At 50.5% G+C, this 24,429-nt stretch carries 26 protein-coding genes, 3 tRNA genes and 1 riboswitch; of the genes, 22 read left to right on the top strand and 7 right to left on the bottom strand.

Features of this window, described 5'->3' with window-relative positions; genetic code table 11:
* Positions 1-109: 109 nt before the first annotated feature.
* Positions 110-550, bottom strand: a complete 441-nt coding sequence (locus GO013_RS05895) for a hypothetical protein (protein ID WP_163809165.1) — start codon at positions 548-550, stop codon at positions 110-112.
* 131 nt (positions 551-681) lie between these two features.
* A riboswitch (TPP riboswitch) is annotated at positions 682-787 on the top strand.
* 74 nt (positions 788-861) lie between these two features.
* Here GO013_RS05895 and thiS point away from each other — a divergent pair.
* From thiS to thiC, 6 genes are read left to right on the top strand one after another with little or no spacing between them, the layout of a single operon-like run.
* Positions 862-1,062, top strand: a complete 201-nt coding sequence (thiS, locus tag GO013_RS05900; RefSeq protein ID WP_163809166.1) for a sulfur carrier protein ThiS — start codon at positions 862-864, stop codon at positions 1,060-1,062.
* Between the two features lie 9 nt (positions 1,063-1,071).
* Positions 1,072-1,848, top strand: coding sequence for a thiazole synthase (locus GO013_RS05905; protein WP_163809168.1), 777 nt, complete (start codon positions 1,072-1,074; stop codon positions 1,846-1,848).
* A gap of 1 nt (position 1,849) precedes the next feature.
* Positions 1,850-2,977, top strand: a complete 1,128-nt coding sequence (gene thiH, locus GO013_RS05910; RefSeq protein ID WP_163809169.1) for a 2-iminoacetate synthase ThiH — start codon at positions 1,850-1,852, stop codon at positions 2,975-2,977.
* Positions 2,974-3,603 carry a sulfur carrier protein ThiS adenylyltransferase ThiF gene (gene thiF, locus GO013_RS05915; protein WP_163809170.1) on the top strand — a complete coding sequence of 210 codons (630 nt, stop codon included), beginning with the start codon at positions 2,974-2,976 and terminating at the stop codon, positions 3,601-3,603. Before thiH ends, thiF begins: the two co-directional genes overlap by 4 nt.
* Positions 3,603-4,259 (top strand): thiamine phosphate synthase, encoded by a 657-nt coding sequence (gene thiE / locus GO013_RS05920; protein WP_203529417.1) that lies wholly within the window; start codon positions 3,603-3,605, stop codon positions 4,257-4,259. The genes thiF and thiE overlap by 1 nt, the downstream gene beginning before the upstream one ends.
* A gap of 2 nt (positions 4,260-4,261) precedes the next feature.
* A complete protein-coding gene (gene thiC / locus GO013_RS05925) occupies positions 4,262-5,569 on the top strand; it encodes a phosphomethylpyrimidine synthase ThiC (protein WP_163809171.1) in 1,308 nt (435 codons plus the stop codon).
* Between the two features lie 467 nt (positions 5,570-6,036).
* Here thiC and GO013_RS05930 read toward each other — a convergent pair whose 3' ends face one another.
* Positions 6,037-7,074 carry a hypothetical protein gene (locus GO013_RS05930; protein WP_163809172.1) on the bottom strand — a complete coding sequence of 346 codons (1,038 nt, stop codon included), beginning with the start codon at positions 7,072-7,074 and terminating at the stop codon, positions 6,037-6,039.
* Between the two features lie 417 nt (positions 7,075-7,491).
* Between GO013_RS05930 and GO013_RS05935 the strand changes: the two genes are divergently transcribed.
* Together GO013_RS05935 and GO013_RS05940 are read left to right on the top strand one after the other, a co-directional pair.
* Entirely contained in the window at positions 7,492-8,115 is a 624-nt protein-coding gene (locus GO013_RS05935; protein ID WP_163809173.1) for a hypothetical protein, read from the top strand.
* A 271-nt stretch (positions 8,116-8,386) separates the two neighbouring features.
* The gene (locus GO013_RS05940) at positions 8,387-9,409 is read left to right on the top strand and encodes an HD domain-containing phosphohydrolase (RefSeq protein ID WP_163809174.1); all 1,023 of its coding nucleotides are present in this window, start codon (positions 8,387-8,389) and stop codon (positions 9,407-9,409) included.
* A gap of 99 nt (positions 9,410-9,508) precedes the next feature.
* Here the strand turns inward: GO013_RS05940 and GO013_RS05945 are convergent.
* The 3 genes from GO013_RS05945 to GO013_RS05955 form a co-directional block, all read right to left on the bottom strand.
* Positions 9,509-9,585 (bottom strand) — tRNA-Met (locus GO013_RS05945).
* A gap of 97 nt (positions 9,586-9,682) precedes the next feature.
* Positions 9,683-9,759: transfer RNA gene (locus tag GO013_RS05950), tRNA-Met, on the bottom strand.
* 99 nt (positions 9,760-9,858) lie between these two features.
* Positions 9,859-9,935, bottom strand: a tRNA-Met gene (locus tag GO013_RS05955).
* Between the two features lie 160 nt (positions 9,936-10,095).
* Between GO013_RS05955 and GO013_RS05960 the strand changes: the two genes are divergently transcribed.
* Complete coding sequence (locus GO013_RS05960; protein WP_163809176.1) at positions 10,096-10,818, top strand: glycosyltransferase family 2 protein; 723 nt, start codon at positions 10,096-10,098, stop codon at positions 10,816-10,818.
* A 250-nt stretch (positions 10,819-11,068) separates the two neighbouring features.
* Positions 11,069-11,785 carry a VTT domain-containing protein gene (locus GO013_RS05965; RefSeq protein WP_163809177.1) on the top strand — a complete coding sequence of 239 codons (717 nt, stop codon included), beginning with the start codon at positions 11,069-11,071 and terminating at the stop codon, positions 11,783-11,785.
* Here GO013_RS05965 and GO013_RS05970 read toward each other — a convergent pair.
* Entirely contained in the window at positions 11,782-12,378 is a 597-nt protein-coding gene (locus tag GO013_RS05970; RefSeq protein WP_163809178.1) for a phosphatase PAP2 family protein, read from the bottom strand. The genes GO013_RS05965 and GO013_RS05970 overlap by 4 nt on opposite strands.
* Before the next feature lie 96 nt (positions 12,379-12,474).
* Between GO013_RS05970 and GO013_RS05975 the strand changes: the two genes are divergently transcribed.
* Positions 12,475-13,605 (top strand): glycosyltransferase family 4 protein, encoded by a 1,131-nt coding sequence (locus GO013_RS05975; RefSeq protein WP_163809179.1) that lies wholly within the window; start codon positions 12,475-12,477, stop codon positions 13,603-13,605.
* A gap of 596 nt (positions 13,606-14,201) precedes the next feature.
* On the opposite strand, the gene GO013_RS05980 is transcribed toward GO013_RS05975, so the two are convergent.
* Complete coding sequence (locus GO013_RS05980; protein ID WP_163809181.1) at positions 14,202-15,155, bottom strand: UDP-glucuronic acid decarboxylase family protein; 954 nt, start codon at positions 15,153-15,155, stop codon at positions 14,202-14,204.
* 173 nt (positions 15,156-15,328) lie between these two features.
* Here GO013_RS05980 and GO013_RS05985 point away from each other — a divergent pair, with 173 nt between their 5' ends.
* From GO013_RS05985 to GO013_RS06035, 11 genes are all read left to right on the top strand, one after another.
* Positions 15,329-16,039, top strand: a complete 711-nt coding sequence (locus tag GO013_RS05985; RefSeq protein ID WP_163809183.1) for a 2-phosphosulfolactate phosphatase — start codon at positions 15,329-15,331, stop codon at positions 16,037-16,039.
* An 8-nt stretch (positions 16,040-16,047) separates the two neighbouring features.
* The gene (locus GO013_RS05990) at positions 16,048-17,382 is read left to right on the top strand and encodes a diguanylate cyclase (protein WP_163809189.1); all 1,335 of its coding nucleotides are present in this window, start codon (positions 16,048-16,050) and stop codon (positions 17,380-17,382) included.
* Between the two features lie 448 nt (positions 17,383-17,830).
* Positions 17,831-18,208 carry an NADH-quinone oxidoreductase subunit A gene (locus tag GO013_RS05995; RefSeq protein ID WP_163809191.1) on the top strand — a complete coding sequence of 126 codons (378 nt, stop codon included), beginning with the start codon at positions 17,831-17,833 and terminating at the stop codon, positions 18,206-18,208.
* Positions 18,187-18,732 carry an NADH-quinone oxidoreductase subunit B gene (locus GO013_RS06000; RefSeq protein WP_163809193.1) on the top strand — a complete coding sequence of 182 codons (546 nt, stop codon included), beginning with the start codon at positions 18,187-18,189 and terminating at the stop codon, positions 18,730-18,732. The genes GO013_RS05995 and GO013_RS06000 overlap by 22 nt, the downstream gene beginning before the upstream one ends.
* 2 nt (positions 18,733-18,734) lie before the next feature.
* Positions 18,735-19,262, top strand: a complete 528-nt coding sequence (locus GO013_RS06005) for an NADH-quinone oxidoreductase subunit C (protein ID WP_163809195.1) — start codon at positions 18,735-18,737, stop codon at positions 19,260-19,262.
* Between the two features lie 42 nt (positions 19,263-19,304).
* Positions 19,305-20,477 (top strand): NADH-quinone oxidoreductase subunit D, encoded by a 1,173-nt coding sequence (locus tag GO013_RS06010; RefSeq protein WP_163809196.1) that lies wholly within the window; start codon positions 19,305-19,307, stop codon positions 20,475-20,477.
* Positions 20,478-20,487: 10 nt separating this feature from the next.
* The gene (nuoH, locus tag GO013_RS06015) at positions 20,488-21,462 is read left to right on the top strand and encodes an NADH-quinone oxidoreductase subunit NuoH (RefSeq protein ID WP_163809197.1); all 975 of its coding nucleotides are present in this window, start codon (positions 20,488-20,490) and stop codon (positions 21,460-21,462) included.
* A gap of 9 nt (positions 21,463-21,471) precedes the next feature.
* Complete coding sequence (locus GO013_RS06020; RefSeq protein ID WP_163809199.1) at positions 21,472-22,059, top strand: 4Fe-4S binding protein; 588 nt, start codon at positions 21,472-21,474, stop codon at positions 22,057-22,059.
* Position 22,060: 1 nt separating this feature from the next.
* Positions 22,061-22,570 (top strand): NADH-quinone oxidoreductase subunit J, encoded by a 510-nt coding sequence (locus GO013_RS06025; RefSeq protein ID WP_163809201.1) that lies wholly within the window; start codon positions 22,061-22,063, stop codon positions 22,568-22,570.
* The gene (nuoK, locus tag GO013_RS06030; protein ID WP_163809204.1) at positions 22,571-22,879 is read left to right on the top strand and encodes an NADH-quinone oxidoreductase subunit NuoK; all 309 of its coding nucleotides are present in this window, start codon (positions 22,571-22,573) and stop codon (positions 22,877-22,879) included.
* Positions 22,880-22,881: 2 nt separating this feature from the next.
* Positions 22,882-24,426, top strand: coding sequence for a monovalent cation/H+ antiporter subunit D family protein (locus GO013_RS06035; protein ID WP_163809206.1), 1,545 nt, complete (start codon positions 22,882-22,884; stop codon positions 24,424-24,426).
* The last annotated feature ends 3 nt before the right edge of the window (positions 24,427-24,429 follow it).

Genomic DNA, 24,429 nt, shown 5'->3' on the forward strand with positions numbered 1-24,429 from the left:
ACTGATGATATTTTAATCCTAGCCATGTCGGCCTCCTTTGAGCTTCACTTTTACTGGTACTGTTACCAGATTAAGCCTTGGAGTGCCGACATGGTATTTTTTGTGACAGCTAGACCCGCTTTTGCTCAAAGAAAAGGGGGAGCGTTTTTTTGAGTGTCGTTCGCAAGGGCGGCTTTGAGGACACGACCTGTTGCGATTCTCGTGAAATCATGAAGAGCCCGTGACAGCTTTGGCACTCCCAATGATTTTTATATTTGTGGAGGTGAATCAGCAGACCGTCTCGATCATAACAGACCTGACAAAATGGGCCTTTTGTTTCACCATCGTCCGTGAGCCAGTATTTTTGCCCATCGAAATGAACTTTTTCGGCAAGGTCCAGAATGTCTGCGACTTCGGAAAGCTGTTTTTTGAGAGCGGCATTTTCTTCACAGATAGTCAGAAATTCCGCTTGAAGTTTTTTCAGAAGCACCGCCGCTTCATCGATGTTCCCCTGAGTGCACAGGTCCAGTACGCGCTTGAATCCTGTGGCTTGTACCATGGTTGAAAACATGAAGTATTTCCCCCGTATTGAATGGACTCATAGAAGATTTATCGGTGAATATGCCAGATAACTTTAGGTGTGTATCGTGCGGTGTTTTTTTATGGCAAAGGGTTTACAGAAGGGGACAATTGACATACGGTCTTTGCAGCTAGGGGAGCCTCTGTACGGGGCTGAGATGGATATGTGATCCTACCCTTCGAACCTGATGCGGATAATTCCGCCGTAGGGAAGCTGGTTGCAACTGATATTCCGTCAGACCGCGCTTGCCCTTACAGGGGTAAGCGTTTTTTTTTGTGACCGGGAATCCAAAGGAGATGCTCATGATTGTCGTTCTGAATGGCAAAGAAGAGAATGTGACGGAGGGGATGACGATCCTCGCTCTGCTCGAAAGCAAAGATATTTCGCCGCAAGTTGTCGTGGTAGAGCGGAATGGTGACATCGTGCCCGGTGAAAACTTCGGGACCACTTCACTCAATGACGGAGACCATTTGGAGGTCCTCCGGTTTGTGGGTGGAGGCTAGGAGAAAATTATGTGTGAAGATATATTTGAAATTGGCGGCGTGACGTTGAACAGCCGGCTGTTCACTGGCACGGGAAAATATGGGAATGACGCGATTATTCCTGATGTGTGCAAGGCGTCCGGGGCAGAGGTTATCACCGTTGCCCTGCGGCGGGTTGACATGGAATCCTCGACAGGAAATGTTATGGATTGCATCCCGAAAACCATGCATCTTCTGCCCAATACTTCAGGTGCCCGTACCGCTGAAGAAGCGGTTCGTATTGCCCGGTTGGCTCGGGCCACGGGCTGTGGAGACTGGATCAAGATCGAGGTCATTTCCGACAACAAGTATCTGTTGCCCGACGGATATGAAACTGCCAAGGCCACGGAAATCCTGACCAAGGAAGGCTTTGTGGTTTTTCCATACATCAATGCTGATCTGTATGTGGCGCAGAGCGTGGTCAACGCCGGTGCTGCTGCAGTGATGCCATTGGGCGCACCCATCGGCACGAACCGAGGTCTCAAGACCCGGGAAATGCTCCGTATTCTGATCGAGGAAATTGATATTCCCATTGTTGTTGATGCTGGTATTGGTCGTCCTTCCGAAGCGTGTGAAGCCATGGAAATGGGCGCGGATGCGTGTCTTGTCAATACGGCGATAGCCACGGCCTCTGACCCTGTCATGATGGCTCGTGCCTTTGGTCAAGCGGTCAAGGCTGGTCGTGAAGCCTATTTGTCCGGTCCCGGTGCCACCAGGAAGCTTGCGGCTGCATCGTCTCCCCTGACGGGCTTTTTGGATGGTGAATAAAATGAGTTTCTATCCTGTGATGACAGAGTATGCCTCTGTTCCCCTGACTGAGAAATTCGCGGCTGTGACCGAGGATGATGTCCGTCGGTCGTTGAACAAGATGACGGCGGATGTGGACGATTTCATTAATTTTATGAGTCCCGCTGCCGTCCCTCTTCTCGAAGAGATGGCGCAAAAGGCGAATCGATTGACCGAACAGAATTTCGGCAAGGCGATTCAGTTGTTCACTCCGTTGTATCTGTCCAATTTCTGCACCAACCACTGTGTGTATTGTGGATTCAACTGCAAGAACAAGATTCCTCGTGAGCAGTTGACCATGGAAGAACTGGATGTCGAAGGCAAGGCCATTGCCGCAACGGGACTGAAACATCTGCTGATCTTAACGGGAGAGGCTCCTGCCAAGGCCGGGGTTGATTTCCTTGAAGATAGTTTGAATGTTTTGAGGAAATATTTTCCGTCCGTTTCCATCGAAGTTTTTGCCATGGATGAGGATGAATACGTCCGTATGGTGGCTGCCGGTGCCGATGGACTGACCATGTTTCAGGAGACGTATAATGAAGAATTGTACGCCACCCTGCATCCCAAGGGACCGAAAAAAGACTATCGCTATCGGTTGGATGCTCCTGAAAGAGGGTGCTTGGCCGGAATGCGTGTCGTGACTATCGGTGCGTTGCTTGGCCTGGGAGATTGGCATCGTGACGCCTTTTTCACCGGACTGCACGCAGCCTATCTCATGCACAAGTATCCCGAGGTAGACATCTCTGTTTCACCGCCGCGTATGCGTCCTCATGCCGGAGAGTACGAGCCTGTCAGCATCGCTGAAGACAAGGACCTCGTGCAGTACATGCTTGCATTGCGTTTGTTCCTTCCCCGGCTCGGAATCACTGTTTCAACGCGTGAATCTCCGGAATTTCGGGAGAAAATTCTGCCTTTGGGTGTCACCAAGATTTCTGCGGGCGTGAGCACGGCTGTCGGCGGTCACACTCAGGAAAATGAACATGTGGGACAGTTTGAAATTGCTGATTCCCGCAGTGTGCCCGAGGTGTGTGAAATGTTGAATCGGTGCGGATACCAACCAGTCTACAAGGATTGGGAACCGATTAAGCTCGATACCAAGGTTCATGCATGAATCTGACTGAGCAGGGCATAGCTTCCTACTTGGGCGAAGACCGTTTGCGATATCTGCAAACGGTCTCCGTAGGGATTGCCGGTGCTGGAGGACTTGGTTCGAATTGCGCCATGCATTTGGTGCGATCCGGGTTCAGGCGGTTCGTTTTGGTTGATTTTGATCGCATCGAACCATCCAACCTGAATCGGCAGGCGTTCACTCTTGAACAGGTTGGCGCGAATAAGGTGGATGCCTTGGCTGCCAACATGCACGCGGTGAATCCTGATCTCGAATTGGATTTGTACATTGGCAAAGTGAATGGCGCTGATATGGCTGAACTTTTTGCTCCATGTCATGTGATTGTCGAGGCTTTTGACGATCCAACCGCTAAAAAAGCCCTTGTGGAAACCATGTTGCCCAGTAAAAAACTTGTGGTGGCTGTTTCGGGCATGGGGGGATTCGGCAAAAGCGACGCCATCATAACGCGCAAGGTCAGCGACTCGTTGTATCTTATCGGGGACGGTGAAACCGAATGTTCGGATGAGACGCCACCGATGTCGCCGCGGGTTGGTATTGCCGCCGCCAAGCAGGCTGATGTCGTGCTCAGATATTTCCTGGATCGTTTTGCAACAGAAGGAGAAAAATGATGGGTTGGACCATTTCGCGAAAGACTATACTCGAAACGGATATTTACTGTTTGACTGGCGAGAAATTCTCGTTGGGACGGTCGAATATCGAGGTTGTGCGGGACATGTTGGACAGTGGTATCAAACTGGTCCAATACCGTGAAAAAGAAAAGAAGATGGGTGCCAAATACGAAGAATGTCAGGCCATTCGGGCAATGACTCGTGAGGCTGGTGCCGCATTTATCGTGAATGACGATATTGAGCTGGCCATATTGGTCGGTGCTGATGGTGTACACATTGGCCAAGAAGATCTTCCTTTGGAAGTGGTTCGACAACTTGTTGGTGACGACATGGCCATTGGCCTGTCCACCCACACCCCGGAGCAGGCTCGTGATGCTGTGCGTCGTGGCGCGGACTATCTCGGTGTCGGCCCGATCTTCAAGACCTATACCAAGGACGACGTGGTTGATCCCGTCGGGTTTGAGTATCTGGACTATGTCGTCAACCATGTGGACATCCCTTTCGTCGCCATCGGCGGCATCAAAGAACATAACATCGGTGAAGTGATACGGCGCGGCGCATCGTGCGTTGCTCTCGTGACCGAAATAGTCGGTCAAGAAAACATCAACGAAAAAGTCAACGCGCTTCGTCATGAAATCGAAGCCGCCAAGGAGTAAGTATGGCATCTTATACCACGCAGATGGACGCTGCCCGAAAAGGCATCGTCACTCCCCAGATGGAAACCGTCGCTCGCAAAGAGAATATCCGTATCGAAGATCTCATGGAGCGCATGGCCCGAGGAACTGTCATTATTCCTGCCAACAAGAATCACACCAGCCTCGATGCCGAAGCCGTTGGCGAAGGAATGCGTATCAAGGTCAACGTCAACCTCGGAATTTCAAAGGATTGCAAAGAAGTAGATCCTGAGCTGGAAAAAGTTCAGGCCGCTTTGGATCTGAAGGCCGAGGCCATCATGGATTTGTCCTGTTACGGCAAGACGCAGGAATTCCGTCAGAAATTGGTCAAGATGTCTCCTGCCATGGTCGGAACCGTCCCCATCTATGATGCGGTTGGTTTTTACGACAAAAATTTGCAGGACATCACGGTGGATGAATTTTTTGATGTGGTGAAACGCCATGTCGAAGATGGTGTTGATTTCTTGACCATCCATTGTGGACTCAACAAGCACACTGCTGAAAAGGTCAAGAATGCGAAGCGGTTGACAAATATCGTTTCACGTGGCGGCTCCCTGTTGTTCTCCTGGATGGAAATCAACAATGCCGAGAATCCTTTTTACGAGCATTTCGATCGGTTGCTCGACATCTGCGAAGAGTATGACGTGACGCTGAGTCTTGGTGACGGCTGCCGTCCCGGGTGTCTGCGTGACTCCACGGATGCCTGTCAGGTCGAGGAGCTTATCACGTTGGGTGAGCTGACCAAACGCGCCTGGGAGCGTAATGTTCAGGTCATGATCGAAGGTCCTGGGCACATGGCCATGGGCGAGATCGCCGGAAACATGATGATGGAAAAACGGTTGTGTCACGGCGCGCCTTTCTATGTGCTCGGTCCCATCGTGACCGATGTCGCGCCCGGTTACGACCACATCACCTCCGCCATTGGTGGTGCTATTGCCGGTATGTCTGGAGCCGATTTCCTGTGTTATGTCACCCCGGGTGAACATTTGCGGTTGCCGACCCTCGAAGACATGAAGGAAGGCATCATCGCAACCCGTCTTGCCGCCCATGCTGCCGACATCGCCAAAGGATATCCCAATGCCCGTGATTGGGATGACAAGATGTCCAAGGCCCGTGCCGATCTCGATTGGGAAGCCATGTTCAATTTGGCCATGGACCCGGTTCGTCCTCGCGAATTCCGCGAAGCCTCCAAGCCCGAACACGAAGATTCCTGTTCCATGTGTGGCAAAATGTGCGCTGTGAGAAATATGAATCGCGTCCTCGAAGGCAAAGATATCCAACTAGATGACTAAGCTCTTCATTCAATAACCATCAGTAACGCTCCACAGGCATCCCGCCCGTGGAGCGTTTTTTATATCAGTCCTACCAGCCCTGCCGGGGGCCGCCTTCAGCGAGACCAGGACGCTGTCCTGGACCTGCCAGAGGCCCCTTTGAAAAGGGGCCTCTGGACTCCCCGAAACTTTTTATCGCTCGCTTCGCTCGAAGCTGTCGGCAGCATTTGTTTTTGCGATTTTTGGAGGAACGTTGTAAAAAAATACATTTTTTACAGACTTTTTTGAAAAGTCTTAAAAGAAATATTTTTTGCAAGGATTTCTTGATTTTTTAATTACCCCTTCTTTCTTCACACTTCTTCTTCAATCCAACTTAATCAATGTCGTGGGACCTCGCCGAAGGCGCGCTAAAAAGTTCTGGAAGGGAGTCCAGAGGGGAACCTCTTCCAAGAGGTTCCCCTCTGGTCGCCGAAGGCATTCCCGAATATTTATAATGCCTTGTGTCCGTAGACGAGGTAGATTGGGTCGTTTTGACCTTTCTCGTTGTTTCGTATGGAAAGGGTTCCGGCATTGGCGTCGAGCTTGGTGTATCGTAGATATTCCAAAACCAATCCCATGCGTTCGAATTCGTGCAATTCGGTCCAGCCTTGAATCGTGTTGTTGGCGTCGAATCGGTTGGAAAAAGCGATGAGAACGGGTGCTCCGGGGGTGAGAAAATGGCTGATATAGCGAATGATATCGACTGGCCGGTCCATGTACTCGATGGAACAGACACAGCGTGCTGCATCGTATTTCCCGTGAGGCCGTTCAGTTCCCATGGAGAAGTCGAGGACACGCATTTCTGTTGAGATAAAGGGGACGTAGGCGGCTTCGAGGTTCTTTTGAGCGACACTGTCAAGCACGGGCGGAACGAATGGGGTGTGGTCAGTATTGAGCCGGTTAAAGAAAGCCGGATGGAAAAAATCGGTCGGTTCATCGGCGAGTGGTGTCTGCATTCCCGGTCCGCAATCGCAGAGGACTTTCACCCAATCGGTGGGGGATTCGTCTGTCTGAGATGTGCGTGTTTCCAAGTGGTGAACTGTGGCGGTGATGGTTACTGGGAAGTTCGCGAGCGGATGATTATGGTCAGCGGTAAACGTTGTTTCGTCGAGGGCTGTCATGCGAAATGGGGTGAGGGTGTCGGGAGATCTTTCGGGAAGCCCGTCGATGTATCCCTGCGGATAAAATCGTCCGACTCGGGGGATGATGACCTCGCCGAGGACGGTCCGGGAGCGCAGCCGATCCAGATCGTATGTTTGGACCAGGTCGTCCGAGTGTCGGGGGGAAAGCATTTGAGGCGGATAGGTCTGTGTTACCGAGTCCCCAACCTTTTTCCCTTCTAGTGCTTCACGAAAGCCACGCGGAAAAATGTCATGAACGGGATTGATTTCTTGACCGAGGAATCGTTCTTCGTGAAGCGTGTCGTTGTGCTCCCACCGGACAGAAAAATCAATCGAGCCTGTCATCGAGTCATTGAATGTCGTCATGCGTCTGTATGTCCCACAATGGTTGAAGAAAAAATCCATAGTATGTTTCAACAGGGGCAAAGGCAAATCCGAAAGACGTATTGAGCAATCTTTTTTGGTTTTATTTTTGCATTGAAATCAAGAGATTGTCAGTTTTATGACGAAAAAAGTTCCTTTGTGAAATGAAAAGTGAAAAAATGTTATAAACAAGTCAATGTGGATAAATTTGATAGTATGCTGTTTGTTGACGTTTAATAGCGACTTTTTGCCTTCAATGATGCTGGGAATATTCGTTTTAAAAGAACATTTTTTTCACAACGTAACCTTTGATATCAATGCGTTTTTTGCTATTGACGAAAAATATTGAAATCGGATATGTTCAAACAGACTTGTATATGTCTGTTTTATGTGTCCCGACATTCGTTTGAGGAGGATGGTATGGCGGATGTAAGTGGTTCTCAATCAGCTCTCGAAATTTCATTGCCTCGTGCAGGGGAAGTTGTCGAGTATCAAATGACTTCTGACATTCCCGTCAAATTGAATTTCTATGTCACCGAAGTGGTTTTTTCTTGCGATGGGACTGACCTGATTTTCACTGGAGATCAAGGAGGGACGGTCGTCATCAAGGACTATTTATCTCTGGCCCAGGCAGACGCGCTTCCCGCGTTTGAGCTGAAGGGCGGAGAGGAAGTCCCGGGCGATATCTATCTTTTTGCTTTTAATGGAGAAGAGCAAGCTGTGGAAACCGCTGCTGGGGGAAATTTGGATGATGCGAGCGGGGCCAGTGGTGCGGATATCCTGTCTCCGGACGAGTGGCTTGAGCCGCTTTTGGCCCCCGATGCGGGAGAGGACATTTCGTCGTCGTTGGAAATACTGACGCCTGAGCAACTTTTTTCAGGTGAGGAGATGGTAATAGGTTGCGATGATGTCGGTTCGGCCAGTTTGGTGGGCGCAGTGACTGTGCCGATTAATCATGAGATGCCGCTGGGTTCACTCGCGGACGGGTATGATGCCGTGAATGAGTGCGTGCAACATATTATTGATTCGCCTGAGTACTCCTAGTTTCATGATGGATTGTGTCGTATGAGGTTCAGCCTGCTGGTTGGACCTTTTTTTGCATCGCTGAATGGAATATATGTCATTTGGCATTTAGGGTGATTGATTTTCTTGGCAACATGATACGTTATGGTGTATTCTTTGTTCGGTTTTTTTTTTGCTGGGTATGTGTCTGGACAAAGTTGGTAGGGCCTTCGTTTTTGTACAGAGTGAACATTGGGGCTTGTCTGCCATGGAACATTGTTACGGGTGGTGATCCTGGAGTTGGTCAAGGGATATGGCACTGAAGGAAAATGTACTGGGCGTCATGGAAGTTGATTGCTCGGAAGGCATAAGCACCGAAGAATACAACCAGATTGACCCGGAGATTCTGGATTGTTTTCCGTATCAGGAATACCCTGTGAATCTTTTTCATTGGAAAGAAGATATCCGGGTGTTGTCTCCCGTCTATGTTGTCGGGCGCAGTGTTGATCGGCATTTACGGGCAAAAATACGAGATTTGAGTAAAAATGGATTACTTTTTTTTTCTCGTCATCAGATTTCCCAATATTCGGAATGTCTGGCCTGCAATCTTGAAACCGCACTCAATGATCCGAATTTGACCTGGGATGAAAAAGCCGGACTGTTCATTTGCGAGTTGGACCGCCGACAGGCCGCTTTGTACGCCCATCATTTGGGAACCTATCTTGAGGATCTTAAACAGGCCATTGAATCCTTGTGCGACTATTTGCTTCAAAGTCCACGCCGTATAGCCCGTTTGGTCAAGGATGTTCATGCGGACCTGTGCGCAGAGCGGCGCAGGATCAATGCCTCGATCATTGCTTTGGCAATTTATGTTGAATTGAATAAAGGGCGTTTGTCGCGAGGCACTTTGGAAAGAGTTGCGTTGGGTTTTTTGGTTTATGACATTGGAATGTCACATTTATCACCCCTGATGTTAGGGAAATCTCAGCAGTTTTCGACATCGGAAAAACGGACCATGCGGGAACATCCGAACGCAGGTGTCGAGCTTTTGAAAAAATTGCATGTGACACAGGGCGAAGTTTTTGAACCGGTGATTCAGCATCACGAACGACTCAATGGAACAGGGTATCCCGGGAAATTGAAGGGCGAACGGATCGGCCAGTTGGGACGGATTGCGGCCGTTGCGGATTCGTATTGCGCCATGATCACGGAGTGCGCCTATAGGCCAAGTATTCCACCGATCAATGCCGCCGCTGATCTTGTCACCAACGAACGTAAATACGATCAGGTGATTTGTCGGACGCTTGTTCGTTTTTTACAAACCGTTCAAAAGTGAGTGGGGGACCATTTCGATTGCCTGATGGCGCGTGGTCGTTTTTTGATGTGCCCAAAAGAAAAGCGGTTTCACCTTTTCGATGAAACCGCTGAGTATCCTTGGTAGCGGGGGCAGGATTTGAACCTACGACCTTCGGGTTATGAGCCCGACGAGCTACCGTACTGCTCCACCCCGCGACACGTGAGAAAGACGTTCTAGGTTGATCAAGATCTTTTGTCAACACATTAAAAAGAAAAACGGTCACATCTGTTCGATGTAACCGTTTGATTTCTTTGGTAGCGGGGAAAGGATTTGAACCAATGACCTTCGGGTTATGAGCCCGACGAGCTACCATACTGCTCCACCCCGCGACACGTGAGAAAGACGTTCTAGGTTGATCGAGATTGTTTGTCAACATATAAAAATAAAAAATGGTTACACCGTTTGCCGATGTAACCATTTGATATCTTTGGTAGCGGGGAAAGGATTTGAACCAATGACCTTCGGGTTATGAGCCCGACGAGCTACCATACTGCTCCACCCCGCGACATGTGAGAAAGACGTTCTAGGAGTGTGCAGTGGTTTTGTCAACATCTATTCCTGCAAAATATGAAAAAAAGGGGAGGACAAGGCGAATCGGCCTTTTAATCATGAAAAACACAGCAAAAAGTTTACAACCGGCGGCGAATTCCGTACATCATCACCCTATGAACAATACAGAAAAATTTTCGGTTGTCCTGCCGGTTTTCAATGAGCAGGATAACTTGCAATCCCTTTTTGCGGAAATCCGGTCGGCAGCTGATGCGACTGGACGGCCCTGGGAAGCGGTTTTTGTTGATGATTGCAGTACAGACAACAGCCTTTCCATCATTCGTGGGTTGGCTGATGAATATTCCGAAGTCCGGTATGTGGCCTTTGCTGAGAATCGAGGGCAGTCCGCTGCGTTTTGCGCGGGATTTGATGCCGCTGAGTCTGATATCGTTGTGACCATGGACGCAGATCTCCAGAATGATCCCGCTGATATTCCCGACATGCTGGCTGTTTTTGGGAGCGAGTGTGAAATGGTCATCGGCTGGCGGGCCAAGCGGAAAGATACGTTTATCAAACGTATTTCCTCCAAGATCGCCAATGCGATTCGGGATGGACTCATGGATGACGGTGTGCACGACACCGGCTGTTCTCTCAAGGTTATGCGTACCGATTTGCTTCGCTCCTTGCCTCGGTTCAAGAATATGCATCGGTATTTCCCTATCCTTATGAAAATGCAGGGTGCGCGGATCAAGGAAGTGAAGGTCAACCATCGGGAACGGGCGACCGGAGTTTCTAAATATGGTACTCTGGACCGCGCAATGGCCGGAATTTACGATCTCATCGGCGTCAAGTGGCTTATCAATCGACATATTGAGTACACCGTCAAAGAGAAGAAGTAATCGATGCAACTGCCCGCCTATTGGTGGCTTTTGGCCCTCGTTGTTTTGGTACAGGGGGCTTTTTTCGTTTTTCTTTTATGGCGACGGATTCAGCGACGCGTTGTTTCCCCGTTTGGTCGTCCGAGCCTGATGGTATTGCTGGTGTCAGGCGTGGCTGGCTTGGTGTATGGTGTTGTACAGCGTGATCCCGTGTTCTGTCTTGGACAAGGGTGTGTGTTGATCCTTTTTTATCTGCTTCAACGGCAAGGTTATGACCAAAGAAATTCATAAAACAACGATGAAAAGCATGAAATCCTTGGCAAAAGGCCTCGTCATGCTGGCTGGACTCGGCGTGGCCGTGTATCTTTCCCGGGCCATCGGGTTGGGAGATATGCTGTCCAATACCCAGTGGTTCAACGAACATATCCTCGGGACAGGACCGCTTTCTATTGTGATTTTTCTCGGAGTCGGAGCCGCTTTTACTGCGGTGGGTCTCCCCCGACAGCTTGTTGGCTTTCTTGGGGGATTTGCTTTTGGCGTGATGACCGGGACACTGCTCGCGACGATTGGATCTGGCTTGGGATGTGCGATTGCCGCAGTGTACGCCCGGATGGGCGGACGAGAACTCGTGCAACGAAAGTTGGGGCATCGGACTGAAAAGGTGAACCGTTTCCTGCAACACGAGCCGTTCAATACCGCTTTGGCGATTCGACTTTTCCCTTTGGGCAGCAATCTGGTGACCAATCTGGCCGCCGGTATCAGTTCCATTCCGCTTATTCCCTTTATTCTGGGGTCCACTTTGGGCTATATCCCCCAAAATTTCATCTTTGCGTTGTTCGGAGCGGGAATGAATCGGGAATCCACCATGGGCGTGGCTGTGTCTGTGGGAATGAGTATTGTACTTTTCGTGGTGTCCGGATGGTTGGGAATTCGTGTGTACAATCGGTACCGGAAAGAAGCCAAGTCGTTGGTTGAATCCGATTCCTAACCAATGTGAGACTGAAAATATCGTCGGTGGATCGATTCCCAGACGAGCCAGACCAGACCGGCAACGACCACTCCTGTGAGCCAGCCAGCCATGACGTCGGTGGGGTAATGTTTTCCTAGATAGACCCGGGAATAGCCGACCACGAGCGGAAGCAAGAGTGGCCATTTTTTCAATGCTGGCCAGAGCAGCATGGCCAACAGCGCCAGGCTCATGGTATTGGCGCAATGGGCGGACGGGTACGATGTCCCTCGTTCCTTGGTCTGAATGAAATTGGCCGGGCGGGTCTGCCATGCGCCGTCTTCGACAAAGTTGGTACCGGCAATGGCATTGAGTGGCCGGACTCGTGAAACATCAGCTTTAATGATTTTTGTTGAAAAATCAGCCATCCCCATGGCCACGAAAAGAATGATGAAATAGATGCCGTGTTTTTTGCCGCCCTTGAATAAGGCAAAGACAATGGCTATCCCCAGAAGGATCAAAAGAACGGCCATGGACGAGAAAATAGGCATGAGGACGTCAAGAATTTCGAGTCGCCATTGCTGATTAATGAGAAGAAAAAGATGCAGATCAAAAGGTAGAGTTGAAAAAAACATGATGCTCCCGTTGCGTTTTTGATTGTATAGCCTGCTTTATCCCACGGGGCAATCGTGCGGGAGAGCAAACCCCCTAAAAATCGGACACATATTTTTATGACACCATCTTTCACTCCAGCCCGATTGGCTGTGACAATGCCGAAATTGAGTCGCTATGGCGGCGCGGAAGCCTTTGCCTGGCGATTAAGTGAAGCCTTGGCGGCACGCGGGCATCACGTTGATTTCATTTGCGCACGCTGTGATGGCGAACCTCCCGAAGGCGTCAATCCCGTTGTTCTTGGCCGTTTTGGTGGGTTTCGGTTTATCAAGGTCCTGTGGTTTGCCTATGCCTCCGAAAAAGCGCGGCGCAAAGGCGCATATGATCTGGTCTTTGGTATGGGCAAAACCGTGCATCAGGATATTCTGCGGATTGGTGGTGGGCCGCAATCCAAGTTCTGGGAGCTTTCTCAACACGCTTGGCCCAAAGGATTTGCCCGGTCATTCAAGATGTTGCGTCGCCGATGTGCTCCGGCCAACTGGGCCATCCACTGTCTCGACAAGGCGCGTATGCGTAAAACACCGCGTATTGTGGCTGTGTCCCATCTGGTTCGGGAGTGGATCGTTGAAGCGCATCCTCATTTGAACTCAAACGATATCGATATTATTTACAATCGCCCCGACTTATCCCGTTTTTCTCCCATCGGCGAGCAGGGGCGGATTCGTTTGCGTGCTGCATCGGGAATCAAGGACGGGCAAATCGTCATTGCCACAGCAGCCACCAATTTTGCTTTGAAAGGAATTAGACATCTCATTGCCATGTTGGCTTTATTGCCTGAAAAATACGTTTTGCATGTCGCTGGTGGACGCAAGCCAGACAAGTACATTCGGCAAGCCAAGGCGCTTGGTGTGGACCATCGGGTTCGTTTTCTGGGACGGGTGGATGACATGCCTGCCTTTTACCGTGCCGCAGATATTTTCATTCTCGCCACGTTTTATGATGCCTGTTCAAATGCCGTGCTCGAAGCCATGGCCTGCGGATGTCGGGCGTTGTCCAGTCGTCTGAATGGCAGTGCCTATTTCCTTCCCGAAAAATGGATTTTTCCTGATCCGGCAGATGTGCCCGCCATGGCCAAGCTCGTTCAACGTGTCGCCAAAGAAGAACGGCCTGGCCCGCTCGAATGGCCACAGGATGTCGTGTCCGGTTTGGAACCCTACATCGAAATGATAGAGGACTCGATCTCTCGTTGAATGTGGTGTGAATGCCTTCGGCGACTGGGGGAAAGGGAGAGACAAACCCTTAGAAAAGGGCTTTTTCTCTCCCTTTCCCCCAGACCCCCTATCTCTCTCTTTTCCTAAACTTTTTATGTGCCTTCGGCAGATGTGTACGTCCGCGTGATGGCACGGCTGTCGTCTGGGGTATGGGATGTGGGATGCCTCCGGCGGCCAGAGGGGAACCTCTTGAAAGAGGTTCCCCTCTGGACTCCCTTCCAGAACTTTTTGTCGCGCCTTCGGCGAGGCTTCACGACATTCATTGAGTGGGATTGAAGAAGGAGGAGGGATATGAAAGAGGGGATGGGTAAAGAAATAAGAAAGAAGAGGGGGAGAGTTACAGACTCAAGAGCCCCTTGCAGAAGATGTATTTTTCAAAATTCTTCAAAAAAGTCTGTAAAAAATGCAATTTTTTACAACGTCCTCCCAAGAGCCGCACGAACTCACGCTGCCGACAGCTTCGAGCGAAGCGAGCGACAAAAAGTTTCGGGGAGTCCAAAGGCCCCTTTTCAAAGGGGCCTTTGGCAGGTCCAGGACAGCGTCCTGGTCTCACCGAAGGTGACCCCGGTAGGGGGTTATTTTAATGCTTTGAGGCGGGGCTTGAAATAATGAATGGTTTTTTCGAGTCCGTTTTCGAGGGTCGTCTGTGGTGCCCAGTCGATGGCTTTTTGTGCGAGTTGAATGTCTGGGCATCGCTGCATCGGGTCATCCATGGGCAGGGGATCGAATTCGATACGGGATGACGAGTGTGTCATTGTGATAATTGTTTCAGCGAGTTGAAGGATGGTGAACTCAACGGGGTTTCCCAGATTCATGGGACCGGTGAAGGTGTCGGGCGTTTCGTTCATGAATCGGATCATGCCTTCGATGAGATCGTCAACATAGCAGAAACTGCGGGTTTGTGCGCCGTCGCCGTAGACCGTGATGTTCTCGTTGCGCAGGGCCTGGATGATAAAATTGGAGACAACGCGCCCATCGTTCATGGCCATTCGAGGGCCGTATGTATTGAAGATGCGGCCGACCTTGATTCGAAGCCCATGTTGCCGGTTGTAGTCGAAGAAAAGGGTTTCGGCACAACGCTTGCCTTCGTCATAGCAGGACCGGACTCCGTTGGGGTTGACGTTACCCCAGTAGCTTTCGGGTTGCGGATGTATTTTGGGATCGCCGTAGACTTCGCTGGTCGAGGCTTGGAAAATTTTGGCTTTGATTCGTTTCGCCAGCCCGAGCATGTTGATGGCACCGTGAACGCTGGTCTTGGTGGTCTGTACCGGATCGAATTGATAGTGAATGGGGGAGGCCGGACACGCGAGATTGTAGATTTCGTCAACTTCGACATAGAGCGGAAAGGTGACGTCGTGCCGAATGATTTCGAAATACGGGTTGTCGATCAGATGAAGAATGTTGCCCTTGTTGCCGGTGAAAAAATTGTCCAAACAGAGCACTTCATGCCCCATTTCGAGCAGTCGTTCGCAGAGATGCGAGCCGAGAAATCCAGAGCCTCCGGTAACAAGCACACGTTTTTTCTTCATGGCCCGAGGAATACAATGGCGCGTACCATTCGTCAATGGGCACCCGTGTTTTTCCTGTGAAGGATGGTGTTTGTTGTTGAAAAAAAAGTTGAATGGTGCAAACAGTTGGGGGAAGTTCGGAGAACGTGCGTGAATACAGAATTTTGAATAAAGCCGTATGGCAGGTAGCGATAATGAAAGTACAGGTTGTTGAGTGTCTCAGTGGAATGAAACGGGCCAAGGGATTGATTGTTGTTATTGACGTCTTCCGATCGAGCACGGTCGGCTGTTTCATCGTGAATAATGGTGCCCGGGAATATCTGGCAACTGAGCGTCTTGAATTGGCGCGCGAAATTGCTGCTGCGCGGAATGGCAAGGTGGTCGGAGAACGGGTTGATGTGCCTGTCAGGGAATTTGATTATGGCAATTCGCCGACCCTGTTTGAGAATCTGAACCTTGAGGCGGAAACGCTTGTTCACTCGACCAACGCGGGAACGCGGGGGATTGTTTTGGCCTGTGCTCAGGGGGACGAGGTGCTGACTGGTTCTTTTGTCAATGCGGCGGCAGTCGTGAAGCATATTCGCCGCAGAGAACCGGAAATCGTGACCTTGGTGGCCATGGGAACAGGTGGAACCATGCGGGCGCAGGAAGACATGATGTGCGCCATGTATATCAAGAATGAACTGGAAGCGTATCCTAACAGTTTTAAAACTCTGAAAAAGTTTTTGGCGGATGTGGATAGTTCTCGTAAGTTTTTTGATGAAGAACGACTTGATGCGCCTGAATCGGACTTTGACCTGTGTATGGATTTGGACAGGTTTGATTTTGTTTTGAAAGCCGAAGTCGTTCAGGAAGGATGTGTCCGGTTGCAGAGAATAGACAGTGATTCAGGAGAAAAGGCATAGGTATTCCCATGAGTTCTATCGTGCAGAAAGTGCTGATTGTCGATGATTCTCAGACGAATTTGGCGTTGCTTGCGCATATGTTGCGGGATGTGGGGTGCGAAGTCCTCAAGGCAGAGAGTGGAATGGAAGCCGTTTCACTGGTCAAGGAGCACGAGGTCGCCCTGATTTTGTTGGATATCCAGATGCCGGGTATGAACGGGTATGAAACCGCAGCCAAGATAAAAGACGTCAAACATGGACGGCATGTGCCGATCATCTTCATCACGGCCATATTCCAGGATGAAGATAATGTGCGGCAAGGGTATGAAACAGGAGCCGTGGATTATTTGTTTCGTCCTGTTGATATGCAGATTCTGACAAGCAAGGTGCAGGCTTTTCTCAAAATGCACGAACAAAAAGTCTTGTTGGAAGAAGCCGTGGAACTGCACCGGAAAACAGTGACGGCCTTGCAACAGGCCGAAGAGAAATATCGCTCCATTTTTGAGCGGGTGGTCGAGGGGCTTTTCCAATGCACGATGGATGGGGAATATCTGGAAGTCAATCCGGCGTTTGCGCGCATATTGGGATATATCAACGCTGAAGAACTTGTCGGGAAAACCGGACTGCATGGGGCTTTGATGGTGAATCCCGATGAGCGAAGGCTGTATGAAGCGGCACTTGAAAAACATGGGGCCGTGTCTGGATTCGAATTCCAGGCCCGTCAGAAAGACGGGAATATTATTTGGTGTTCTGAAAGTTCCCGGGTGGTGTACCAGGAGAATATGGCTCCCTTTGTCGAAGGAATTATAGAGGATATCACGGATAAGAAAACCAACGAATTGGAACTAAAACGGTTGGCTACTGTGGACAGTTTGACCGGCATCGCCAATCGTCACAAGTTTTTTGACCGGCTGGAACATGCATTGGCTCTGGCTAAACGATACGATCAGAAAGTGGCCGTGCTGTTTGTGGATTTGAATGAATTCAAAAAAGTGAATGATACGTTTGGGCATCAGATGGGGGACGATCTGTTGCGCCTGGTCGCACAACGGTTGGAAAGCCGGATTCGTGAGTCTGATACCTTGGCTCGTTTGGGTGGTGATGAATTCGGCATCCTTATCACAGGTGCTGTTGATGAGGTAGGAGCCGTTGCCATGACCCGCAGCTTGCTCGATGAAATGAACCGGCCTTTTTCCCTGTCGGGGGAGGATATCCTGATCGGAGCTACCATTGGCATGAGTTTTTACCCGGATGATGGCAAGGATTGCGTGTCACTCATCAGTCGAGCGGATGCCGCAATGTATGGTGCCAAAAAAGAGAACGAAAAATACGGGACGTTTGTGGCGTCGTTTGAAATGCCATAGCACCATAGACTTGTTTTCTTTCTTTTTGCGACGAGTCCAGTGTCAAACGGTTTACTTTCGAGTATTCTTTCGGGAGGAAATCCTCATTTGAGGCACAATGAGACGAGTCTTCATTGTACCGAAATATACCCGTGAAATTTTCCCGTTGTGCACGGTGAAAAATGCGTTTTTTCTGATGGTCTTGTGTGAACAGGACCTTTTTTTTGTTTTTTTTTGCGTGTCTTTTTTTGGGTTTTATCGTCTTTTTTTGGCCCCTGCGAAAACCCGTATTCCCCCTTTTTTTATGCCAGAATTGCCCCGTTATTAATTTTCCACTATGTCGGTTGGTCTTTCGAGAAAAAAAGAGCAATGTGCTTGACTTAGCTCTTTTTTAGAGGCATGGAACCCGGTAACCATTGAAAATTGTTTGTTTCAAGGTTTTCGCAAATTTAAAGCCAAAGGATGGGGTATGGTTTTCGACTGGCTGCATTTTGCAATCGTTCTATTTTTGCTCGGTGGGCTTGTTTTTGCCCTCGGGCCTTTACTTCTTGCAGTACTGTTTGCTCCCAAGGCGCGGGGCGGGGACATCGGGATGCCATATGAATGTGGCATGGTCCCTTACGGTAGCTCGTGGGCGAGGTGGGGGGTCTCGTATTATGTGTATGCATTGATCTTCCTCGCTTTCGACGTAGATGTTCTTTACTTGTTTCCGGTTTCCACGGCGTATGCAGATGCCGAGGGCTGGGTTCCTTTTGTAAAGGTCTTCATCTTCCTGTTCTTCCTCATACTTTCCGTCATTTATTTTTGGGCGAAAGGGGTGTTTACATGGCCGCGCAGGATTCGGTAGTTCCCAAGGAATTCTTAACGACGGGCAACCATTATGTGGAGCCGCCGCTCGTCAACCTTCAACTGACCCAAGACCTCTTCGACGTCTGTCGATCGATGTCGTTGTGGCCCATGACATTTGGACTTGCGTGTTGCGCCATCGAAATGATGGCTGCTGGCATGGCCCGGTTCGATATGGCCCGCTTTGGGGCTGAGGTTTTCAGGCCTTCGCCTCGTCAATCGGATGTCATGATTGTCGCAGGAACCGTCACCAAAAAATTGGCACCGGCTGTCGTTCGGCTTTATGAACAGATGCCCGGACCCAAGTGGGTCATCGCCATGGGCAACTGTGCCATTTCTGGAGGACCGTTCAAAATGAAGGACAACTACAACGTCATTGAAGGCGTGGATACATTGATCCCCGTTGATGTGTACGTTCCAGGATGTCCTCCTCGGCCGGAAGGGTTGCTTGAAGGGTTCTTCGAGTTGCAACGACTCATCACTGGTAAACGTTGGTGGCCTGTCGCTGCCGAGGTGGAGGGGTAATTATGTTGCAAATCCTGGAAGGCTTGGCGACGCAGTGTGTCGCCAAGCAGGACAAGGGCACGACCGGACATGTCTGGTCGATTTTCCTCGATCCAAACCAAATCGTCACAGCGGCCAAGAAGTTGTATGACGCCGAGTATTCTCTCGAAGACATCTTTGCATTGGATGTTCAAGAGGGATTTTTGGTGTTGTACCATTTCAATCGATGGTCCGTGGATGAACGTGTTGTTCTCCGTGTGTTGGTCCCCAGGGACAACGCAGTCGTGCCATCTATCGCTTCGGTTTTTCAAGGGGCCGAATGGCATGAACGGGAGACCCGTGATTTTCACGGAATCACCTTTGACGGAAATCCCAACTTTGTTCCGCTTCTGATGACGGTTGAGGATGTGGATTTTCACCCACTGGTCAAGACCGACAAGAAGCGGAAGTCCATCAAGGATCTTTTGACGCTTGGGGACATCGTGTCATGTTCCAAGGTCGTGGAAGAGTTGTTTGCTGAAGCGGAGGTCGTGGAGGCCTCCGATGCGTAGGCCGGGGCAACCGGTCGGTATATAAAACCGGACTGAGAGTGTATGTCGGCTTACCAAAATTTAGAGCAAATGAAGGGTGATTTCTATACCCAGAAGTTTGAGGCCGGGAAGCAGGACGGAACTTTGATCATCAATTTAGGCCCGCAGCATCCATCAACGCATGGTGTGTTACGAGTCGTGGTCGAAGTGGACGGTGAATACATCGTTCGTGCCGAACCCGTATTGGGTTACCTGCACCGCATGCATGAGAAAATGGGCGAAACCCAAACCTGGGGTGGTTACATCCCCAACATGGGACGCGTTGACTACGGACACGCCATGGCCTGGAATTGGGCCTACGTGGGCGCAGTCGAAAAACTGATGGGCATTGAGGTGCCGGAAAGAGCGGAATATCTGCGGGTCATCATGACCGAGTTCAACCGCTTGACCTCCCACTTGTTGTGGTGGGGTGCCTACATCCTCGACCTTGGAGCGTTTACTCCCATTCTGTACGCATTCGAAGATCGCGAAATGATATTGGACATCCTGCAGAGGCCTACGGCTTCCAGGTTGACCTATTCCAATTTCCGCGTCGGCGGCGTGCAAATGGACATGGACGACAAGTGTATCGAGTTGATCAAGGCGTTTATTCCGCATTTCAGGGAAAGACTGCCCATGTACCGTGATCTCGTCACTGATAACCTTATTTTGCGCAGGCGCATTGAGGGAGTCGGTATCATGGACCAGGATATGTGCCGCCGGTATGGCTGTACAGGGCCTGTGGTTCGTGGTGCTGGTATTCCGTATGATCTGCGTAAGGACGAACCGTATTCCGTATACGATCGTTTTGATTTCGATATCCCCACGCAGGATTCAGCCTGTTCGGCCGGACGGTATCATGTCCGTTTGGATGAGATGGAGCAATCCATGCGTATTATCGAACAGGCCCTTGAGCAGTTGGATTCCGCCGAAGGCGGCCACATCATCAAGAAAGCACCGAAACCGGCCATGAAACCGCCTGTGGGTGAAGCGTATTTCGCCGTTGAAGGTGGTCGTGGTAAAATCGGTGTGTATGTTGTTTCCGATGGAACCAAGGTCCCGTATCGCGTCAAATTGCGCGCACCGGGCTTTTCCAATTTGAGTGCGTTTGCCGAGGCTGCAACAGGAACTATCCTGGCCGATGCAATTGCCATCTTGGGAAGTCTGGACCTGATTATTCCAGAAATAGACAGGTAGGGGGGATTCAATGAACGTATTCTTACAGAACCTGATACCGCTGATTATTGCCTTGATCGGAGCCATGATCTGGCTGGCGTTCAACGCACTGATATTGGTGTACTGCGAACGAAAATTCGCGGGCCATATTCAGCGCAGACCCGGACCGTTTGAAGTGGGTCCGCATGGTATTCTTCAGCCGCTTATAGATGGCGTAAAATTGATGGGCAAACAGCTCGTGAGGCCAGACAACGCGGATCCAGTCTTGTATTGGCTGGCTCCGATTCTGTCCATGCTTCCGGTCCTTTTGCTGTATATGCCCATTCCCTATGGTCCCGTGCTGACTGGAATGGAAGTCAACCTCGGTTTGTTGTTGATCCTGGCTTTTTCCAGTTTTAACGGCCTCGCCGTTATTCTGGCTGGTTGGGCATCCAACAACAAATGGGGCGTTCTCGGTGCAGCTCGTGCCGTGTCGCAGACCGTTGCGTATGAGATTCCGCTGTTGCTGACAGTGTTGACCATTTCTTTCATGACCGGAACGTTGAACCTGACAGAGATTACCGCTTTGCAGGCCGGACATATCGGACATTGGTTTATCTGGAAGCAACCGTTGGCGTTTCTCGTCTTCCTGATCGCGATGTTTGGTGAGACCAACCGTGCTCCGTTCGATTTGGCTGAAGCCGAGTCCGAACTCACTGCCGGGTTCCACACCGAATACTCCTCCATGGGATTTGGCCTCTTCTTCATGGCTGAATATGGGTACATGGTCGTCATGTGCTCCCTGTGTACCGTCCTGTTTCTGGGCGGATTCCACGGGCCTATCCCCGGAGTTGAAGGATGGTGGTGGATGCTCGCCAAGACATACGGCTTGCTGTTCGTCATGATCTGGGCTCGGTGGACCTTCCCCCGTGTTCGGTTCGATCAATTGCTGAACATCAACTGGAAATGGTTGCTGCCGTTGGCCACATTCAATCTGTTGGCCACTGCGCTGATCATCAAGCTGTAGGGTGTAACTATGGGTAAATTCAGAGAAAATGTTATACAGCCAATTCTCGATTGCTGGAGTTTGATTGTTGGACTCAAAATCACGGGCAAGTTTTTTTGCAAGCCCTTGGTGACAGTCCACTATCCTCGCCAGGTCATTGATAGCGAGAATTTGAGGACATATGGGGGGCATGTCGAGTTGATCGGCAAGCCCAAGGACCCGGCCACGCCCAAATGCATTTCATGCATGATGTGCGTGACCAACTGCCCGAGCAATTGTTTGAAAGTCGTCAAGCAAAAGGCTCCCAAGCCGACGCCCGAGCAGGAGGCGGCCATGGCGGCTGCCAAGGAAGCCGGTGAAAAGGTTGTCAAACCGAAGGCTCCCAAAAATCCGTTAAAGTTTACGTATGATTATTCGAAGTGTTCCTTGTGTGGCACATGTATTGATAATTGTCCGGCCAAGGCGTTGCAGTATTCCAACAACATGTATTGGGTCGTGACCTCTCGTAAAGAGTTGGAAATCGATCTTCTCGCCAGGCTCAAAGAGCAGGCCACGGAATTATCCGCTCCGGCTCCCAAAACCGAGGCGAAATCCGCCGCGGCAGAGAAGGAGGCGTAATATGGAAATTATGGCAAAAGTGGCGTTTTGCGTCTATACGCTCATCATCTTGGGCGGGGCCATTGTCGCCGTCACGAGCAGCAGTCTGGTTCGCGCCTTGGTGGGACTGATTACCACCCTGGTTGGCGTGGCTGGAATGTATCTGTTGCTGGCGTCGCCCTTCATGGCCTTCATGCAACTCCTTATCTATGTCGGTGCAGTCAGTGTCCTGATCTTCTTCGCGGTCATGTTGACCCGGGCGGAGTTAGGCGGTGATGAAGCCGGGAAAGTGCCAATGAAGACATATGTCTATGGCTTGGCGGCAACCATGACTCCAGCGGCCATTCTTGGCTGGCTGGTCATGACTCGGCCTGTACAGTCCATCGCCATTCCCACAGAAGTCGCCATCAAGGACCTCGGTCACGGATTGCTCGAATCCTACTTCCTGCCTTTTGAGTTGATTTCGGTCATTCTCATGGTGGCAATGTCTGGAGCAGTCCTTTTGACATGGGAAAAAAGGGGGAAAAAATAAATGAGTGCTTTGACCCTCTATCAACTTGTTGCATTGATACTCCTGTGTGCCGGGCTGTTTGGTCTGACGCAGCGCAGGAGTCTCGTTGGTATGCTGATTTCGGTGGAACTCATGCTCAATGGCGCAGGGCTGTCCATGGTGGCAGCGGCGCAACTGACTGAATTCAGCGCTGTTCTGGGGCAGCTCGGCACCCTGTTTATCATGGGGCTTGCCGCAGCCGAGGCCACGTTGGTCCTTGCGATCATTGTGGTTGTTGCACGGCGATTCAAATCCGCCAGAACCAGTGACATCACTACATTGAAGGAATAGCTATGGAAGGCGTAACTATATATAGTCAAATTCTTCTGCCAGTGGTGATCACTCTGCTTGTGCCGCTTTTCATCTATCTCGGTCGAGGTGATGAAAACAGGCGCGAGGCCATGAGTTTCATTGGCGCGTTTTTGACATTCGGATCGGTGCTGTGGATGGCACCGAAAGTTCTGGGCGGACAGGTGTTGTACTACAAAGTCACCACCATTATGCCCGGTATAACAATAGCGTTTGCGGCCGATGGGTTGAGCATGGTTTTTGCTCTGATCGCGCCGTTTCTCTGGTTTTTAGTCACCAGTTATAACATTGGATACATGCGGGGACTGAATGAACATGCGCAAACCAGATATTATATCTGTTTTGCTGTGGCCATTTTTGGTGCTGTTGGTGTGGCTTTGTCCGCCAACGTCTTTACTTTGTATCTTTTTTACGAAGTCATCACTGTGTTCACCTACCCGCTTGTGTATCATCACGAGGACCAAGCAGCCAAGATCGGTGCCCGAAAGTACATCGTGTACTTGATGGGAACGTCCAAGCTCTTCCTGCTTCCGGCCATGATTTTGACCTATGTGTTGGTTGGAAATCTCGACTTCAATCTTGGGGATATCCAACACGGCATGTTCTCGGCGGAAGTGATCGCCGAACATCCCAGGTTGGTCGCCCTGACCTACTGGCTGTTTATTTTCGGTATTGGCAAGGCGGCGCTCATGCCGTTCCACAACTGGCTTCCTTCAGCCATGGTCGCACCGACTCCGGTATCGGCCTTGTTGCACGCGGTGGCCGTTGTTAAGGCCGGTGTCTTTTGTGTGTGCCGTATCGTGCTTTCGGCTTTCGGTACCAAGACCGCTGCCATGCTGACCATGAGTCAGATTTATGTTGGTGCTCCCGGTACCTGGCTCGGTGATTTGAGCATCGGATTGGGAACAGCCTATATTGCAGGCTTCACCCTGACGGTGGCTTCATTTATCGCCCTGACAAAAGACGATATCAAGGCTCGGTTGGCCTATTCGACAGTCGCTCAATTGTCCTATGTCGTTATCGGTGTCACCATGTTGGTGGATTCGGCGGTTCAAGGTGGTGTCATGCACATCGCTCACCACGCCTTTTCCAAGATCACACTCTTTATGGCTGCCGGTGCCATTTTTGTTGCCGCTGGCCTGAAGAAGATCAGCCTCATGGATGGGTTGGGACGCAGAATGCCGCTGACATTTGGCGCATTCGGTATCGCTTCTATCTCAATGATAGGTATGCCGCCCGTGTGTGGATTTGTCTCCAAATGGTATTTGATCAACGGTACGCTTGATGCGCATCAATGGCCGTTACTCGTCGCACTGCTGCTCAGTACGGCGCTCAACGCCGGGTATTTTGTGCCTATCATCTATCGTGCCTTTTTCAAGGCTCCCAAACCGGAGGCTAATATCGGGCAGTACAGTGAGCCAGCAATGACGATGGTCGTCCCGTTGTGTGTCACGGCATTCATCTCGGTGTTCTTGGGTCTGTACCCGCAGACATTCCTGAACTTCGTCAACGTTCTCGGCAAGTTCTAGGGG

The organism is Pseudodesulfovibrio sp. JC047 (genome assembly GCF_010468615.1).
GTDB lineage: Bacteria > Desulfobacterota > Desulfovibrionia > Desulfovibrionales > Desulfovibrionaceae > Pseudodesulfovibrio.

Excerpts from the sequence above, each read along its gene's own strand:
- GO013_RS05895 (WP_163809165.1), bottom strand. The coding sequence starts at position 550 with ATGTTTTCAACCATGGTACAAGCCACAGGATTCAAGCGCGTACTGGAC.
- thiS (WP_163809166.1), top strand. The coding sequence starts at position 862 with ATGATTGTCGTTCTGAATGGCAAAGAAGAGAATGTGACGGAGGGGATG.
- GO013_RS05905 (WP_163809168.1), top strand. The coding sequence starts at position 1,072 with ATGTGTGAAGATATATTTGAAATTGGCGGCGTGACGTTGAACAGCCGG.
- thiH (WP_163809169.1), top strand. The coding sequence starts at position 1,850 with ATGAGTTTCTATCCTGTGATGACAGAGTATGCCTCTGTTCCCCTGACT.
- thiF (WP_163809170.1), top strand. The coding sequence starts at position 2,974 with ATGAATCTGACTGAGCAGGGCATAGCTTCCTACTTGGGCGAAGACCGT.
- thiE (WP_203529417.1), top strand. The coding sequence starts at position 3,603 with ATGGGTTGGACCATTTCGCGAAAGACTATACTCGAAACGGATATTTAC.
- thiC (WP_163809171.1), top strand. The coding sequence starts at position 4,262 with ATGGCATCTTATACCACGCAGATGGACGCTGCCCGAAAAGGCATCGTC.
- GO013_RS05930 (WP_163809172.1), bottom strand. The coding sequence starts at position 7,074 with ATGACGACATTCAATGACTCGATGACAGGCTCGATTGATTTTTCTGTC.
- GO013_RS05935 (WP_163809173.1), top strand. The coding sequence starts at position 7,492 with ATGGCGGATGTAAGTGGTTCTCAATCAGCTCTCGAAATTTCATTGCCT.
- GO013_RS05940 (WP_163809174.1), top strand. The coding sequence starts at position 8,387 with ATGGCACTGAAGGAAAATGTACTGGGCGTCATGGAAGTTGATTGCTCG.
- GO013_RS05960 (WP_163809176.1), top strand. The coding sequence starts at position 10,096 with ATGAACAATACAGAAAAATTTTCGGTTGTCCTGCCGGTTTTCAATGAG.
- GO013_RS05965 (WP_163809177.1), top strand. The coding sequence starts at position 11,069 with ATGACCAAAGAAATTCATAAAACAACGATGAAAAGCATGAAATCCTTG.
- GO013_RS05970 (WP_163809178.1), bottom strand. The coding sequence starts at position 12,378 with ATGTTTTTTTCAACTCTACCTTTTGATCTGCATCTTTTTCTTCTCATT.
- GO013_RS05975 (WP_163809179.1), top strand. The coding sequence starts at position 12,475 with ATGACACCATCTTTCACTCCAGCCCGATTGGCTGTGACAATGCCGAAA.
- GO013_RS05980 (WP_163809181.1), bottom strand. The coding sequence starts at position 15,155 with ATGAAGAAAAAACGTGTGCTTGTTACCGGAGGCTCTGGATTTCTCGGC.
- GO013_RS05985 (WP_163809183.1), top strand. The coding sequence starts at position 15,329 with ATGAAAGTACAGGTTGTTGAGTGTCTCAGTGGAATGAAACGGGCCAAG.
- GO013_RS05990 (WP_163809189.1), top strand. The coding sequence starts at position 16,048 with ATGAGTTCTATCGTGCAGAAAGTGCTGATTGTCGATGATTCTCAGACG.
- GO013_RS05995 (WP_163809191.1), top strand. The coding sequence starts at position 17,831 with ATGGTTTTCGACTGGCTGCATTTTGCAATCGTTCTATTTTTGCTCGGT.
- GO013_RS06000 (WP_163809193.1), top strand. The coding sequence starts at position 18,187 with ATGGCCGCGCAGGATTCGGTAGTTCCCAAGGAATTCTTAACGACGGGC.
- GO013_RS06005 (WP_163809195.1), top strand. The coding sequence starts at position 18,735 with ATGTTGCAAATCCTGGAAGGCTTGGCGACGCAGTGTGTCGCCAAGCAG.
- GO013_RS06010 (WP_163809196.1), top strand. The coding sequence starts at position 19,305 with ATGTCGGCTTACCAAAATTTAGAGCAAATGAAGGGTGATTTCTATACC.
- nuoH (WP_163809197.1), top strand. The coding sequence starts at position 20,488 with ATGAACGTATTCTTACAGAACCTGATACCGCTGATTATTGCCTTGATC.
- GO013_RS06020 (WP_163809199.1), top strand. The coding sequence starts at position 21,472 with ATGGGTAAATTCAGAGAAAATGTTATACAGCCAATTCTCGATTGCTGG.
- GO013_RS06025 (WP_163809201.1), top strand. The coding sequence starts at position 22,061 with ATGGAAATTATGGCAAAAGTGGCGTTTTGCGTCTATACGCTCATCATC.
- nuoK (WP_163809204.1), top strand. The coding sequence starts at position 22,571 with ATGAGTGCTTTGACCCTCTATCAACTTGTTGCATTGATACTCCTGTGT.
- GO013_RS06035 (WP_163809206.1), top strand. The coding sequence starts at position 22,882 with ATGGAAGGCGTAACTATATATAGTCAAATTCTTCTGCCAGTGGTGATC.